Genomic DNA, 15,231 nt, shown 5'->3' with positions numbered 1-15,231 from the left:
AAGTGAACCACGAATTCATTTCTTGCCACAAGAGGGGTTTTACGGCGTATGGTCGGGGTCGTGTCCGAGCGGACCAGTGAGGTGGAGTCATGAATGTACGAATCGAGCGCCAGGGTCCGGTGACCACGGTGATCCTGCATCGGCCCGAAGCGCGCAACGCCGTCGACGGGCCCACCGCCGCCGCGTTGGCCGACGCCTTCCGCGAGTTCGATGCCGATCCCGACGCGGCGGTTGCCGTGCTCTGGGGTGACGGCGGCACCTTCTGCGCGGGCGCCGACCTCAAGGGCCTCGGCACCGAGCGGTCCAATGTGGTCACCGAGGAGGGCGACGGCCCGATGGGTCCCACCAGGATGCGGTTGTCCAAGCCGGTGATCGCGGCCGTCTCCGGATACGCGGTCGCGGGCGGGCTCGAGCTCGCGCTGTGGTGTGATCTGCGAGTTGCCGAGCAGGACAGCGTCTTCGGCGTGTTCTGCCGCCGCTGGGGGGTACCGCTCATCGATGGCGGCACGCTGCGCCTGCCGCGGCTCATCGGCAGCAGCCGCGCCATGGACATGGTGCTCACCGGCCGCCCCGTCGACGCCACCGAAGCCCTGCACATCGGCCTGGCCAACCGTGTCGTCCCGACCGGCGAAGCCCGCAGTGCCGCAGAACAACTCGCCGCCGAGCTGGCCGCGCTGCCGCAAGCCTGTCTGCGCTCGGACCGCATGTCGCTGCTGGAGCAGGACGGCATGGACGAGGAGGCCGCATTGCGCAACGAGCTCCGACACGGCATGACCGCGCTGACCAACGGCGCGCTCGACGGGGCTCAGCGTTTCGCCTCGGGTGCGGGTCGGCACGGCGCACGGGCGTGAGCTGGTGAAACGACCGCACAGCGCGTGCCGCGCACGACGGAGCCGAGCGCTAGCATCGACCAGCGACACAATGCGGGCAGCAGGCACGATGGCGCCGAGCGGTGGCGAGTGGGAGACGTGAACGCGCACCACGAAACAACCATGGGCGCGGCGCGGCGCGACCGAGCGTAGTCGAGAGCGAGGGGTAATCGTGCGCCCGATGGGCCGCTTGAGCGTCGTCGACGAGATCTTCCTGCGTACCCACCGTGGCCTCGGCACTCCCATTGCCCTGCAAGGCTTGTGGCGCACGGCCGACCGTATCGACCCCGCGCTGTTGCGCGAGGTGCACGAGGCGCTGCGCACCGGTCCGTTGGGTCGGCGGGTGGTTCGGCCGCAGGTACCGGGTGCCCGGCGTTCCTGGCAGTGCAATACCCGCGCCTACCCGCTAGCACTCACCGATCAGCTCCTTGCCGCCACCGCGCTCATGACTTGGGCGGATGCACAGGGCGCCGACCTCGACCCTGAATTCGGTCCTGGTTGGCGACTGGCCGCTATCGCACTGGACGATGGCGGTTCCCTTGTCTCCCTGACCTGTTCGCATTCCGTCGCCGACGGTAGGGCACTGATACTCGCGGCGGATGCCGCCCTCGGCGGTACGTCCCTGACCACCGATTCCGACTCGGGCCGCCCGTCGGCACATCGCGGCGCCTCGGGCTCGGCACCACGCCTGCCGCGGACACGTTCGACGACACCGGAGTCGGACTGGGCTGATGCGAGCAAGCAGTGGTCGATCGTATTGCGCGGTACCGCAAAAGCGTTGCGTCGCGGGATTCCCGCCCAGCCGAGCCGAGCGACGGGCCGCACTCGCACCGACGCGGCGTCTCGCGTGCAGACGTCCGGCGCGATACTGCAATGCACTGCGGCCGAATGGGACCGCGTGGCCGCCGCACAGGACGGCACTGCCAACAGTCTGTTCATCTCTGTTGTCGCAAACATGCTGTGGACCAGTGGTTTTCAGCACGACACGATCGACGCCAGTCTTCCGGTCGACACTCGCGACGAACCCAGGGTCGACAACGACCTGGCGATGACCGACATCACGATCGATCGCACCGACACCCTCGCGACCATCCGGCAGAAGTCACGCGCCGCTTACGAGTGCCGGATGACCAGTCCCGGCGGCATGCCCGAGGAACTACTCCAGGTGATACCCGACCGTTGGGCCTACGCGTTGTCCAGGGGCGCCGGTGAGCGAGACATCCTGTGCTCCAACATCGGAACCCTGCCCGCCACCCTGCGCGCGCTGGGCCCGCATCGCTGCCTCGGCGTCGCCGCCCGCGCCATCCACCCTGGCCTGACCGTCGCGCGGCTCCCGAGGACTCGGCTGTCCGGCTACCTCTGCCGCATTGCCGACGACTACATCCTGTCCCTGGTCAGCCTCGACCCGTCGAGCATCGAATCATCCGCCGCACTAACAGATTTGGCACAGCAAACCTTGCTGCAATCCGGAATTCCCGTTCGCGCTTGGTGATACCGCACCGTCATTCGATCGCGTCGATATCGCTTGCGGTAAGCGCGGCCGCGAAGAGCTGGGCATGGTCCGGCCGATTGGGGTCGTAGCCGGTCACCTTGCCTATTCGATTGAGGCGGTAGTTGAGCGTATTGCGGTGCACGACAAGGGCCGCGGCGGCCTGCTGCCGGTTTGTAGTCGTTGGCGATGAGCGCACGCAGCGCGTCCAACAGGTGAGGCTGGTCGCGAAGCGGGTCGAGCAGCGTGAGCAGCCAGGAGCGCGCCGGACCGGGCCGAGCGAGTTGGTATTGCAAGGCCAAGTCCGCCATCCGATACACCGCCGTCGGCCGCCCGAGTTGATAAGCGAGCCTGGCGATTTCGCCCGCCTCCTCCGCCGCCGCGGGCACGTCCTGCACACCAACCGCGGTCGCGAATCCGGCGACCGCCCGCGCCCCGGTGCTCTGCGCGACCCGGGTGACGAAAGTGTCCAGCACAGTGCCGAGTTCGCCCTCCCCGCCGGGCACCAGCAACACGCCACCCCCGCGCTCGACCGTGCTCAGCACCCGGCTGGACACCGCGTCGATCTCGGTCTGCACAATGCGCAGCACCGGCCGATTCCCACCGGCCGAATCCGCCTCGGCCACCCGGAATACGAGCACGTCGAACCCGCCGTCCAAGGAGATCCCGAACCGTTCGGCAAGCAGGTCGGCGGGCGTTCCGTGCACCAGCGCCTGCGCCACCGCACGTTTGGCCTCCCGCTGCTCCCAGTGCAGATCCTGACGCTCGCGCAGATACCCGCCCGCGACCCCGGGCGTCACCGCCCCGAGATAGCCGAGCACGTAAGGTACTGCCGCCAAAAGCTGTTCACGCTGCTCGGGTGTCGTCGCCAACGCGGACACCGAATTCCAGGCGGCGATCGCGCCATGGTGATACACCGAAAGCACCGCGTCGAGCGGGATCCCGGCCCTGGCTCGCCGCACCGCGATGTCGATCAGTTCGGTCAACTCGTCCGCACGCGGCGCCCGCCCCTCGGCCAGCGACCGCAGAAACAGTCGCAGATTCGCCTCGGCGGCCAGCGGCAGGTCCCGCTCGACCATGTCGGCGGACAACTCCCGATACGAGGGCACTTCACCGAACACCCCGGACAGCACGTCGCGGGCGATCCCGGGCAACGCTTCCCGCAGGTAGTCGGAAAAATCGGCCAGCGCGGCGGGATCGGGGGCAGCAGTCACCCGCACATTGTTTGCATAACCAAACCGGTCCGCACAATAGGCAGTTCCAGCCAACATTTTTAGTGCATGCGGCCAAGGCACTACCCCGTCCGATGCACAAACACCCGGCCGAATTTCTTGGCTGCCGAACCTTGACCTACCGCACCGGTACGAGGCTGGACGCGGACCGCTCGAGCACGTCACTCGGCACTGTGCGCCCCGGCTCGAGGTCGGCCGAATCGATCGGCTCGCCCCATACCTGGCGCATCGGCAGCACGCCCGCCCACACCCCACCGTTCTCGATATCCGCAGGGTCGTCCTTGGGACCACCGGCGCGGACCTTCACCGAGGCTTCGGTGAGATCGAGCGCGAGCACGACCGTGGCGGCCAGCTCCTTCTTGTTCGGTGGACGCACTCGCGACCAAGCACCCGGCGCGGCGTGTTCGGTGATCACCTCGAGTGCGTGCAGCCGATCCGCGGCGTCGGTGACCTCTATTGCGCGTCCGTGCACCACCGCCGAGCGGAAGTTCATCGAGAAGTGGAACGCCGAGCGGGCATAGACGACGCCGTCGACCAGGGTGACCGCGACCGAGACGTCCCCAGCCAGCGCGGCGCGCAGATTGCCCGCACCGGTCGAGCCGTGCACGTACATGGTGTCGCCGTCGCGTCCGTAGATGGTCGGTAGCACCACGGGCGCGCCGCCGAGCAGTACGCCGAGGTGGCAGACCAGACCTGCGTCGAGGACCGCGTCCAGGTCTGCTCGCTCGTTCCGCCCTCGTTCCTTCGACCGCGTCAGCGTGCTGCGCGGGGTCGGCGAGAGCGGGGTCCTTGGGTTGGCCGATGGGGTCATATGACCAGCATCGGGCGACGAGTGGCACTATGAAAGTGCCAATTCAGGGAGATTATTACAGTCCATTCGTGAGGTGACCGTTGCTCGACGAACTACCCCTTGTCCTCGATCGCGCGCTGCCCGAGCCACTGTCTGTGCAGGTCGCCGACGGCCTGCGGGCCGCGGCGAGCAACGGGCTGCTGCGTGGCGGCGACCGATTGCCGTCGTCGCGCTCCCTTGCCGGGCGCCTCGGCGTGAGCCGCACTGTCGTGGCGGCCGCCTTCGACCAGCTGCACGCCGAGGGCTGGATCAGCGGCAAGCGCGGTTCGGGCACCTACTTGACGACCACCCCGCCCGCCGCGCCGCCGCACACGTTTCAACCCGACGGTGCAGGCGCCGGTCCGGCCCTGCTCGATCTGGAGCCCGGCGCGCCGTGCGCCGACGCGATCGACCGGCCCGCGTGGCGGCGCGCCTGGCGGGCCGCCGCCGACCTGTCCCCGCTGGTACGCAAGGACCGCGCGGGCGAGCAGGACTTCCGCGCGGCCATCACCGAACATCTGCTCCGCCATCGCGGACTCGGCGCGGGCAGCGAAACGGTGCTGCTCGCGACGGCCGGAACCAGTTCCGCCGTAGGCGAACTCGCCGCCGCGCTGCTGTCACCCGGCGACGCCGTCGCCATCGAGGACCCCGGATATCAGCGCGCCGTCGGCGCTTTCGTGGCGGCAGGGGTCCGGGTACTGCCCGTCCCGGTCGACGCGCACGGCCTCCGCGTCGATCTGCTGCCGCCGCACATCAAGGCCGTGTATTGCACACCGGCACACCAGTTTCCGCTCGGTGCGCGACTGCCCGCCGCGCGCCGGGTCGAGCTCGTCGAGCACGCCCGCCGCGCCGGGCTGCTGATCATCGAGGACGACTACGACGGCGAATTGCGTTACGACACCGCACCATTGCCCTTGCTGGCCGCGATGGCACCGGACGTGGTCGTGCATCTCGGCACCACAAGCAAGATCCTCTCACCGAGCCTCGGCGTCGGCTGGCTCGTCGCCGCGCCGGAGATCGCCGACGCGGTCGTCGCGCATCGGCAGCGGACCGGAACCAGCCCGAGCCCGGCGGGCCAGCAGGTGTTCGTTTCCCTCGCCGCGCACGGCGACCTGGCCAGGCACCTGCGCCGGCTGCGCCGCGCGCTGCCGCCGCGCCGGGCGCTCATGGTGACCGAGCTGCGCAGGCGCGGGCTCGACGTGCTCGGCGACGACGCGGGTTCCCATGTGGTCGTGCCGCTCGCCTCGGCCGAAGCCGAGCAACGCAGCGTCGCCGCGGCCCGCGCCGAGGGCGTCGCGCTCGACCCGCTCGCCCGCTACCACCTCGGCCAGCGGCGTCACCACGGCGTCACGCTCGGCTACACCGCGCTGTCCTGGCCCGACCTGGCCAGGGCGGTGCCGATAGCCGCCGACTGCCTGGCGCGGCCGTAGCATGGTCGCCATGACCGAACAGGACGTTTTGGCCCGCATCAAGGCACTGGTCGACCAGGAGCACGAGCTGCGCGCGCAGGCCGCCAAGGGTGACCTGGACCCCAAGGCGGAACGCCAGCAGCTCGCCGAGCTCGAGGTGATGCTCGACCAGGCGTGGGACCTGCTGCGGCACCGCAGGGCGCGCATCGACCAGGGCCAGTCGCCGGACGGCGCCGAACCGAGCTCTCCCGGTCAGGTCGAGGGCTACCTGCAATAACCGCCATGCCGAGCACCGAAAGCTTGCGCGCCGCGGAAGGCCGCACCCCTGCCGAATACGACGTCATCGTGATCGGTGGCGGCCCGGCCGGCGAGAACGCCGCCGACTACGCCATCGCCGGCAGCGATCGCACCGCCGTGATCGTGGAACGCGAACTCGTCGGCGGCGAATGTTCCTATTGGGCCTGCATTCCGAGCAAGGCCCTGCTGCGGCCCGGCCATGTGCTTGCCGCCGCGCAGGCCATGGACGGACTCAGCGCGACCGGCCTCGACGTCGAGGCGGTGCTGCGGCGACGCGACCACTTCATCAGCAACCAGGACGACGCGTCGCAGGTGAAGTGGGCTCGCGACCACCGCATCGAGGTCGTCCGTGGCACCGGGCGGCTGGTCGGCGAGCGTCAGGTCGAGGTCGACGGTCGGCTGCTGCTGGCCAGGCACGCGGTGGTGCTGGCCACCGGCACCCGGGCGAGCGTCCCGGATGTGCCCGGCCTGCGTGACGCGCTGCCGTGGATCTCCCGCGACGCCACCAACCTGCACGAGGTCCCCGGGCGCGTGGTGATCATCGGCGGCGGTGTGGTGGCGTGCGAGGCGGCGACCTGGTTGGCCACGCTCGGCGCGGACGTCAGCATGATCGTGCGCGGCAAAGCCGTGCTCGCCTCGGCCGAACCGTTCGCGAGCGAGCGCGTGCTCGCGGCGTTGCGGGGCAGCGGTGTGCAGGTCCTGCTCGGCACCGAACCCACGAGCGTGCACCGGCCCGATGCCAAGGACACCGGCGAGGGGCGGATCCACGGCGGCCCGGTCACCGTGCGGCTGCACGGCGCGCAGGGCGACACCGAGATCGAGGCCGACGAGATCATCGTGGCGGCCGGCCGCACCCCGGCGACCGAGGGCCTCGGCCTGGACTCCGTCGGACTGCAGGACGGCTATGTGCAGGTCGACGACCAGCTGACGGCGCGCGGCGTGGACGGCGACTGGCTGTACTGCGTCGGCGATCTGAATCACCGCGCCGCCCTTACCCATATGGGTAAGTACCAGGCCAGGGTGTGTGGCGACGTCATCGCGGCCCGCGCGGAGGGCAAGCCACTCGACGACGCCAGGTTCACCGCGAGCGCCGACCACGGGCAGGTACCGCAGGTGGTGTACACCGCGCCCGAGGTCGCCTCCGTCGGACTGACCGAGGCCGCGGCCAGGGACGCGGGCCATGCCGTCGAGACCGTGGAGCTCGACATCGCTGTCGCCGGTTCCTCGTTGGCGCGCAACGACTTCGCGGGCCACGCGAAGCTGGTCATCGACACCACCTCCGACACCATGCTCGGCGCCACCTTCGTCGGGCCGGAGGCGGGCGAACAATTGCACGCGGCCACCATCGCGGTGGTCGGCAAGGTGCCGCTGGCAACCCTGTGGCACGCGGTGCCCGCTTTTCCCGCGGTGAGCGAGTTCTGGTTACGCCTGTTGGAGACACGGCGCGCGTAAGTATCATTGGCGGATGGTGGCATCGACAGATATCCAAACCGCCGACGGAGTCGTTCGCGGTCGTCGTGGCCGCCGGGTATTGCGCTGGCGGTCCCTTCCCTACGCGGCCCCACCGGTGGGCGACTTGCGTTTTCGGGCACCGCAACCGGTGCAGCCATGGGCGGGGGTGCGGGAGAGCACCGAGTTCGGATTCGCCGCGATGCAGCATCGGGCCGGCGCGCGGATCGGGCCGCGCCAGTACCAGCCGACCGACGAGGACTCGCTGACACTGAATGTCACCGTGCCCGTGACGCCGTCGGACAAGCCGCGCCCGGTGCTGGTGTTCATTCACGGTGGCGGCTACCTCACCGGGACGTCGGCGCTCGGCCTGTACTCCGGCGCTCGGCTTGCGGTGCGCGGCGACGCGGTGCTGGTGTCGCTGAACTACCGGCTCGGCGCGTTCGGGTACGTCGATTTCGGTGAATTCTCCACGCCGGAGCACGTTTTCGAGTCAAACCTCGGATTGCGCGACCAGGTGGCCGCATTGGAATGGGTGCACACCAATATCGCCGCGTTCGGTGGCGATCCGGCCAATGTCACCATCTTCGGCGAGTCCGCGGGCGCGCACGCGGTGCTCAGCCTGCTCGCCGCACCCGCCGCGAAAGGGCTGTTCCACCAGGCGATTTCGCAGAGCCCGCCCGCCGACTGGGCAATGACCGCCGACGACGCCCGCCGGTTCGCCAGGCGCTGCGTCGAAGCGCTCGGCAGCACGCCGGACCAGGCCGCCAACGCATTGCGCACCGCGAGCGCCAACGACATTCGACGCGCGGTCGACCGCACCAGCAATCGGGTCCTGCGCGAACGCCGGGGCCTGTTCCCGATCGCCCCGGTGGTCGACGGCGAGGTGCTGCCGCAGTCGCCGATCGATGCGATCACCGACGGCAACGCCCATCGGGTGCCGCTCATCATCGGCACGAACCGCGACGAAGGCACCCTGTTCGCGAAGTTCGCCGATTCGCTGCCGACCACACCGGACCGGCTGCGCGCGGCGCTGGCCGATGACGACTCCGAATCCCGGATCGCCGCAGCGTATCCCGGCTACCCGGACGCCAAGGCGGCCGTGCGCGCCGGTGGCGACTTCGTCTTCTGGCGTCCGTCGGTCACGGTGATGGCGGGGCACAGCCGCTACGCCCCCACCTATGCCTACCGCTACGACTTCGCCCCGCGCGCAATGCGTCTCGCGGGCCTCGGCGCCACCCACGCCTCGGACCTGATCCCGGTCTTCGGCGGCGGCGATTCGCCGTTCGGCCGTGCCATCACCGCCGCGGGCGGCCGACGCGGACTCCAGTCCGTCACCCAGCAATTCCAGGACAACTGGCTCGCGTTCGCCCGCACCGGCGCACCACTACCCTCCTGGCCCGCCTACTCCGAATCGCGCCGCAGCACCTTGATCATCGATGCGACCACCCGACTGGAACACGACCCGGACAAGGCGAAACGCCTTGCCTGGCAAGGCGTCCGCGTACCGACGATGACCTGAGCCGGTAGCTCTTATTTGAGCAGCCGCGACATCCGCCGGTCGGCAAGGATCTTGCCGCCGGTCTGACAGGTCGGGCAGTACTGGAAGGACCGCTCGGCGTAGGACACCTCGCGCACGGTGTCGCCGCAGACCGGGCACGGCAGCCCGGTGCGGGCGTGCACCTGCATGCCGGAACGCTTTTCGCCCTTGAGCCGGGCGGCGGCCTGACCCGACGAACGCAGCACCGCATCGGTGAGCACCGAGCGCATGGCCGCGTACAGCTCGGGACCCTTATCTGCCGCAAGGGTTTTCGTGTTGGCGAACGGAGAGATCTTCGCCGTGTGCAGGATCTCGTCGGAGTAGGCGTTGCCGATGCCGGCCAGCAGGGTCTGGTCGACGATCGCGGTCTTGATCCGCTGCGAGGTGCCGCGCAGGATCTCGATGAACTCCTCCTCGGTCACCGCCAGGGCGTCCGGCCCGAGCCGGGCGATGCCGGGCACCAGCTTCGGGTCGTCGACGATGTACACCGCGAGCCGCTTCTTGGTGCCCGCCTCGGTGAGATCGAAGGCGGGTGTCGCGCCCTCCGGGGTGAAGAAATGCACCCGCAGCGCCAGCGGACTCTTTCCGCCGGGCCTCGGCGGCGTCTGGCTTGGTTCGTCGATCCACCGCAGCCAGCCGCCTCGGGACAGGTGCGTGATCAGCCACAATCCACCGCAGTCCAGCCCGAGAAACTTTCCCCAGCGCCCAGCCCCGGTCACGTCCCGGCCGGACAGCGCGGTCACCGGCGGGTCGAACGTCTTCACGGCGCTCAACGCGGCCACATCCACGCGCCCCACCACCGCACCGACCGCGTGTTCCCGCAGAAACTGCGCCAGCGCCTCTACTTCCGGTAGTTCGGGCACCTGCTCAGGCTACCGGCCCGCACCGACAAGAGCAGGGCGGTCAGCGCCGACTGAGCAGGTAGATGTCCATGATCCAGCCCTTTTCGGCGCGCAACCCGGCGCGGCGTTCGACGATCCGCTGCTCCACCTCGCGCAGCGGTCCCTCGATCAGCGTTTCGTCCGGCATGCCGAGATACGCGCCCCACCAGATGTGCACGTCGTCCCCCGGAACCTCGGTGAACGAGCAGTCGCCGTCCAGCATCACCACGGCGGCATCGGCGAGCCCTTCCTCGCGCAGCCGTCTGCCGGTGGTGATGTGCACCGGTTCGCCGATGCGATGCAGCACTATCCGATGCCGCGCGGCCAGCGCTTGCACGCTGGTCACGCCGGGGATCACCGTGTAATCGAAGGGCGTCGTCCCGCGCGCGAGCACCCGCTCGATCATCCGCAGGGTGCTGTCGTAGAGCGACGGATCGCCCCACACCAGAATCCCGCCGACCCCGTCGACCTGCGCGAACGCCGCTTCCAGCACCGCAGAGCGCCGCTCGTGCCAGTCCTCGACGACACCTTGATAGTCGGCGGGCGCCCGATCGCGGGGCGGGTCGGCGATCTCCACGATCCGATACGGCCGATCGACGTGCTCGGCCAGGATCGCGGTCCGCACCTCGACCAGCTCCCGTTTCTCCGCGCCCTTGCCGATGACGAAGAACACCTCGACCTGCCGCATCGCCTTGATGGCCTGCACCGTCACCTGCTCGGGGTCGCCCGCGCCGATGCCGATCACGTAGAGCTTGCGCATGCGGCGAGCTTGCCAGGTGGCGCGAAGACTAGTGTGAGCAGTCGTGGCGACCGATACCCAGTACGAGGATCTGCTCCGGCTGGTGCTGGAGTCCGGCACCGAGAAGCCGGACCGCACCGGCACCGGAACGCGCAGCATCTTCGGCCATCAGCTGCGCTACGACCTCGCGGCGGGCTTCCCGTTGATCACCACGAAAAAGGTGCATCTGAAGTCGATCGTCTACGAGTTGCTCTGGTTCCTGCGCGGCGATTCCAACGTGCGCTGGCTGCAGGAGCACGGCGTCTCCATCTGGGACGAATGGGCCGACGCCGACGGCGAACTCGGCCCGGTCTACGGCGTGCAGTGGCGGTCGTGGCCGACGCCGGACGGCATGCACATCGACCAGATCTCCGAGGTGCTGCACACCCTGCGTACCAACCCCGATTCCCGGCGCATGCTCGTGTCCGCCTGGAACGTTTCGGAGTTGGACAAGATGGCGCTGGCCCCGTGCCACGCGTTCTTCCAGTTCTATGTGGCCGACGGAAAACTGTCCTGCCAGCTGTATCAGCGCAGCGCCGACCTCTTCCTCGGCGTGCCGTTCAATATCGCCAGCTACGCGCTGCTCACCCAGATGGTCGCGCAGCAGACCGAGCTCGCGCTCGGCGATTTCATCTGGACCGGCGGCGACTGCCACATCTACGACAACCATCTCGACCAGGTCCGCGAACAGCTCAGCCGCGATCCGCTGCCGTTCCCCACGCTGCGCCTTCGGCCGGCGACGACGCTGTTCGACTACGTCTACGAGGACGTGGAAGTGGTTGACTACCAGCATCATCCGGCTATCAAGGCCCCGGTTGCGGTGTGAGCGGCCACGCTGGAGGACCCAGCTTGGGTAACCATGGAGGGCCAAGCGAACACCGAATCGGGCAGGGCGTGACGCGCACGATCGGACTGATCTGGGCGCAGACCCCCGACGGGGTGATCGGCGCCGAGAACACCATCCCCTGGCGGGTACCCGAGGACATGGCGAACTTCAAGGCGGCCACCATGGGACATCCGGTCGTGATGGGCAGGCGCACCTGGGATTCGCTTCCGCCGAAATTCCGCCCGCTGGCCGGCCGCCGCAACATCGTGGTGACCAGGCAATCGGACTGGGCGGCCGAGGGCGCGGAACGCGCCTCGTCGATCGACGAGGCACTCGCGCTGAGTGGACCGGACACCGTGTGGATCGCCGGTGGCGGCGAGATCTACCGCGCCGCTATGGATTTCGCGACCGACCTGCTCGTCACCGAGGTGGACACCGCCGTCGCGGGCGATGCCTACGCCCCGGCCATCGGCCCCGAGTGGGCAGCCGACGAGAACGAGCCGTGGCACGAGTCGACCTCCGGTCTCCGGTACCGGATCCGGCGCTACACCCGCCGCGAATCCGACTAGTCGGCTAACTCTCCGCATCGATCGTTGCGGCCGCACAACACCGTTCGATCACAGAACGCCACGGCCGCGCAAACCCGTCTCGAGACCAAGCACGGTCGGGCATACTTCTCGAGTAAGCGGGGTCGGCCCTTCGTCCGTCCGGACCCCCGAGCCGGTGCGACCAGCCCCCGCACCGGCTGTTGTCATTTGCGAAAGGTGGTCCATGGACAAGAAATCGCTGACTGCGGTTGCTCGACAACAGCTCAAGATTGCGAGCACCGCCACCAGCGGGCGTAGTTCTCAAACGATCTACGGTGGTCACGCGAATTCACTGCGCCAGACCGTGGTCGGCCTCAGCGCGGGCCAGAGCCTGGCCGAGCACGACAACGCCGGCGAGGCCACCCTGCTCGTGCTCAGTGGCACGCTGACGCTGATCACCGGGACCAAGGAATGGAAAGGCTCGGCGGGAGACCTGCTCGTGGTGCCCAAGGAACGGCACAGCGTGATGGCCGTCGACGACGTGGCCTTCCTCATGACGGTGGCCAAGTAGTAGCCACGGTGCCCGTGCCACCTGGTCTGTCCTTGCGCGCCGGGCATTAGGCTGAAGATCATGAGTGAGCCGCAGCCGATCCTCGACCCGCTCACCCCGGCCGCGATATTCCTCGTCGCCACCATCGACGAGGGCGGCGAGGCGGTTGTCCGGGATACCCTCGCCGATATCCAAGGTCTGCGCCGCTCGGTCGGCTTCCGCCTTCCTGGTGCGGGCCTCAACTGCGTCACCTCGATCGGCTCCGCGGCCTGGGACCGGCTCTTCACCGGACCACGGCCCGCCGAACTGCACGACTTCCCCGGCTTCGTCGGCAAGCACCACACCGCACCCGCGACGCCGGGCGACCTGCTGTTCCACATCAGGGCCGAAAATCAGGACGCCTGCTTCGAGCTGGCCATGACCATCGGCGACCGGCTGGCCGGCGCGGCCACGATCGTCGACGAGACCGTCGGGTTCCGCTACTTCGAGCAGCGCGACCTGCTCGGCTTCGTGGACGGCACCGAGAACCCGGAGGGCCAGGGCGCGTTCGCGGCCGCGCTGGTCGGCGACGAGGATCCCGACTTCCGCGGCGGCAGCTACGTCGTCGTGCAGAAATACCTGCATCCGCTGGCGGACTGGCGGGCACTGTCGGTCGAGGAGCAGGAGAAGGTGATCGGGCGCACCAAGCTCGACGATTTCGAGCTGTCCGACGCCGACAAGCCCGCCGACTCACACGTCGCGGTGAACACCATCGTCGACGCCGACGGCACCGAGCGCGAGATCCTGCGCGCCAACATGCCGTTCGGTAGCGTCAAAGACGGCGAATTCGGCACGTACTACGTCGCTTACGCGGCAACACCGAGCGTCCCCGAGTTGATGCTCACGCGCATGTTCGTCGGCACCGAGGAGGCGGCCTACGACCGCATCCTCGACTTCTCCATCGCGGTCACCGGCACGTCGTTCTTCGCGCCCGCCCTCGATTTCTTCGATGAACTTCCCCCACCACCCGACGAAGCCCGCGCGGCGCAAGACGTGCGGCCTGCCGCCATCGGCTCGGGCTCACTCGGTATCGGCACGTTGAAAAGGAGCACGCAAAGATGAACAACCTCTATCGCGAACTCGCGCCGATCACCGCCGAGGCATGGTCGGCGATCGAAGAAGAGGCGACGCGCACCTTCAAGCGGCACATCGCCGGGCGCCGCGTCGTCGACCTGTCCGGTCCGCACGGACTCGACTACTCCGCGGTCGGCACCGGGCACACCACCCCGATCGCCGCACCCGACGAGGGCGTGCAGGCCAGGCAGCGGGTGGTCGCGCCGCTAGTCGAGCTGCGGGTGCCGTTCCGGCTGTCCCGCGAGGAACTCGACAACGTCGAACGCGGCGCGCTGGACCCCGATCTGGACGCGGTGAAGGACGCCGCGAAGAAGATCGCGTTCGCCGAGGACCGGGCCATCTTCGAGGGCTATCCGGCCGCGAATATCACCGGTATCCGGGCGAGTTCGACCAATCAGGCGATCGCGCTGCCCAGCGATCCCCGGCTGGTGCCGGAGTCGGTCACCCAGGCGCTCACCGCGCTGCGGCTGGCGGGTGTCGACGGGCCGTACTCGGTGCTGCTCAGCGCGGAGCTGTTCACGGCGGTCAGCGAGACCTCCGATCACGGGCACCCGATCCGCACCCACATCGAGCGGCTCATCCCGGACGGCGAGATCATCTGGGCGCCCGCCATCGACGGCGCGTTCGTGCTCACCTGCCGCGGCGGCGACTACGACCTGCGGATCGGCCAGGACCTGTCGATCGGGTACCTGTCGCACGATGCGGAGTCGGTGCAGCTGTACTTCCAGCAGAGCCTGACATTCCTGGTGTACACCGCCGAGGCAGCGGTCGCGCTGGAAGCTTGATCAAGCCGCGCACCTTCTGATCTCCCGCACACCGATCGTTGCGGGAGATCAGGAGATGTGCGGCGCTGCGGCGAGCGGTAGCGTGTGCCGCAGCACGCCGGATGTAGGTAGGTGAGATGGCAATGGTGCGGGCGGGTGTGGTGCCGACGCGGCGCGCGGCGCTGTACAGCTCCCTCGGCATCCTGGCGACCGTCGGAGTGTGCGCGGTGGTAGTCGGCCTGTTCGGGGTGAACCGGGTGTTCACCGGCTTGCTGGCCGGTGCCGTCGCGGGCATCGCCGTCGTGGCGGCGCTGTTCACCAGGGATGCCGTGGTGCTCACCGAACGGGCGATCTTCCGGCGCACCCCGTGGACCGAATCGAGCATCGACTGGGACCGGGTGGTCGCCGGACGCTTCACCCTCGACGAACGATCCCGCTGGTCCTTGGCGCTCGACCTGTCCGGCGGGGACGAACAGCACGGCGAATTGGTGCTGCTGTCCATTCCGCCGGTGCTGCGCCCCGTCTCCGGCGCCTACGATCTGCGCAAACGCGAGCAGGTGAACGAGATCCGGGCGTTGTTGCGGCGCAAACGGATTCCGGTCACCGTGCTCCCCGAAATCGCGGGCGCGCTGCAGCAGCACTGGGAGATCGCGCCGCCGACGCGCTGATCAGGTACCC

The 15,231-nt window shown here is 68.9% G+C and carries 16 protein-coding genes and 1 pseudogene; 12 read left to right on the top strand and 5 right to left on the bottom strand.

The genetic code is table 11. The annotated features are described in order from the left end of the window. Positions 1-89: 89 nt before the first annotated feature. Together ACIA8C_RS00690 and ACIA8C_RS00685 are read left to right on the top strand one after the other, a co-directional pair. Positions 90-851 carry a crotonase/enoyl-CoA hydratase family protein gene (locus ACIA8C_RS00690; protein WP_397130158.1) on the top strand — a complete coding sequence of 254 codons (762 nt, stop codon included), beginning with the start codon at positions 90-92 and terminating at the stop codon, positions 849-851. Positions 852-1,050: 199 nt separating this feature from the next. Continuing rightward, complete coding sequence (locus tag ACIA8C_RS00685; RefSeq protein ID WP_397130157.1) at positions 1,051-2,361, top strand: hypothetical protein; 1,311 nt, start codon at positions 1,051-1,053, stop codon at positions 2,359-2,361. Between the two features lie 10 nt (positions 2,362-2,371). On the opposite strand, the gene ACIA8C_RS00680 is transcribed toward ACIA8C_RS00685, so the two are convergent. The 3 genes and pseudogenes from ACIA8C_RS00680 to ACIA8C_RS00670 all read right to left on the bottom strand — a co-directional run bounded on the left by ACIA8C_RS00680 (position 2,372) and on the right by ACIA8C_RS00670 (position 4,401). Further along, the gene (locus tag ACIA8C_RS00680; protein ID WP_397130724.1) at positions 2,372-2,503 is read right to left on the bottom strand and encodes a helix-turn-helix domain-containing protein; all 132 of its coding nucleotides are present in this window, start codon (positions 2,501-2,503) and stop codon (positions 2,372-2,374) included. 217 nt (positions 2,504-2,720) lie between these two features. Continuing rightward, positions 2,721-3,437: pseudogene (locus ACIA8C_RS00675) on the bottom strand (hypothetical protein); the annotation flags it as partial. Between the two features lie 271 nt (positions 3,438-3,708). Then, positions 3,709-4,401 carry a pyridoxamine 5'-phosphate oxidase family protein gene (locus ACIA8C_RS00670; protein WP_397130156.1) on the bottom strand — a complete coding sequence of 231 codons (693 nt, stop codon included), beginning with the start codon at positions 4,399-4,401 and terminating at the stop codon, positions 3,709-3,711. An 80-nt stretch (positions 4,402-4,481) separates the two neighbouring features. Between ACIA8C_RS00670 and ACIA8C_RS00665 the strand changes: the two genes are divergently transcribed. From ACIA8C_RS00665 to ACIA8C_RS00650, 4 genes are read left to right on the top strand one after another with little or no spacing between them, the layout of a single operon-like run. Beyond that, the gene (locus tag ACIA8C_RS00665) at positions 4,482-5,849 is read left to right on the top strand and encodes a PLP-dependent aminotransferase family protein (protein ID WP_397130155.1); all 1,368 of its coding nucleotides are present in this window, start codon (positions 4,482-4,484) and stop codon (positions 5,847-5,849) included. 10 nt (positions 5,850-5,859) lie between these two features. Further along, positions 5,860-6,105, top strand: a complete 246-nt coding sequence (locus ACIA8C_RS00660) for a DUF2630 family protein (protein ID WP_397130154.1) — start codon at positions 5,860-5,862, stop codon at positions 6,103-6,105. A gap of 5 nt (positions 6,106-6,110) precedes the next feature. Beyond that, on the top strand, positions 6,111-7,577 hold the full coding sequence (locus ACIA8C_RS00655; protein WP_397130153.1) for a dihydrolipoyl dehydrogenase family protein: 1,467 nt from the start codon (positions 6,111-6,113) through the stop codon (positions 7,575-7,577). Positions 7,578-7,590: 13 nt separating this feature from the next. Further along, on the top strand, positions 7,591-9,096 hold the full coding sequence (locus tag ACIA8C_RS00650) for a carboxylesterase/lipase family protein (protein ID WP_397130152.1): 1,506 nt from the start codon (positions 7,591-7,593) through the stop codon (positions 9,094-9,096). Between the two features lie 11 nt (positions 9,097-9,107). On the opposite strand, the gene ACIA8C_RS00645 is transcribed toward ACIA8C_RS00650, so the two are convergent. Both ACIA8C_RS00645 and cobF read right to left on the bottom strand, forming a co-directional pair. Then, positions 9,108-9,977, bottom strand: a complete 870-nt coding sequence (locus ACIA8C_RS00645) for an Fpg/Nei family DNA glycosylase (RefSeq protein WP_397130151.1) — start codon at positions 9,975-9,977, stop codon at positions 9,108-9,110. A 40-nt stretch (positions 9,978-10,017) separates the two neighbouring features. After that, positions 10,018-10,755, bottom strand: a complete 738-nt coding sequence (cobF, locus tag ACIA8C_RS00640) for a precorrin-6A synthase (deacetylating) (RefSeq protein ID WP_397130150.1) — start codon at positions 10,753-10,755, stop codon at positions 10,018-10,020. Positions 10,756-10,798: 43 nt separating this feature from the next. On the opposite strand from cobF, the gene ACIA8C_RS00635 reads away from it, so the two are divergent. The 6 genes from ACIA8C_RS00635 to ACIA8C_RS00610 all read left to right on the top strand — a co-directional run bounded on the left by ACIA8C_RS00635 (position 10,799) and on the right by ACIA8C_RS00610 (position 15,221). Beyond that, complete coding sequence (locus ACIA8C_RS00635) at positions 10,799-11,599, top strand: thymidylate synthase (RefSeq protein WP_397130149.1); 801 nt, start codon at positions 10,799-10,801, stop codon at positions 11,597-11,599. A 68-nt stretch (positions 11,600-11,667) separates the two neighbouring features. After that, a complete protein-coding gene (locus ACIA8C_RS00630) occupies positions 11,668-12,168 on the top strand; it encodes a dihydrofolate reductase (protein WP_397130148.1) in 501 nt (166 codons plus the stop codon). Between the two features lie 202 nt (positions 12,169-12,370). Further along, on the top strand, positions 12,371-12,697 hold the full coding sequence (locus tag ACIA8C_RS00625; protein WP_397130147.1) for a cupin domain-containing protein: 327 nt from the start codon (positions 12,371-12,373) through the stop codon (positions 12,695-12,697). A 60-nt stretch (positions 12,698-12,757) separates the two neighbouring features. Next, positions 12,758-13,777, top strand: coding sequence for a Dyp-type peroxidase (locus tag ACIA8C_RS00620; RefSeq protein WP_397130146.1), 1,020 nt, complete (start codon positions 12,758-12,760; stop codon positions 13,775-13,777). Continuing rightward, positions 13,774-14,574 (top strand): family 1 encapsulin nanocompartment shell protein, encoded by an 801-nt coding sequence (locus ACIA8C_RS00615; protein WP_397130145.1) that lies wholly within the window; start codon positions 13,774-13,776, stop codon positions 14,572-14,574. Before ACIA8C_RS00620 ends, ACIA8C_RS00615 begins: the two co-directional genes overlap by 4 nt. A 116-nt stretch (positions 14,575-14,690) precedes the next feature. Further along, entirely contained in the window at positions 14,691-15,221 is a 531-nt protein-coding gene (locus ACIA8C_RS00610; RefSeq protein WP_397130144.1) for a hypothetical protein, read from the top strand. Positions 15,222-15,231 lie beyond the last annotated feature (10 nt).

It is taken from the genome of Nocardia sp. NPDC051321, assembly GCF_044455225.1.
Classification (GTDB): domain Bacteria; phylum Actinomycetota; class Actinomycetes; order Mycobacteriales; family Mycobacteriaceae; genus Nocardia.
Note: the sequence above shows the minus strand (reverse complement) of the source record. Positions and strands in the feature narration are given on the sequence as shown.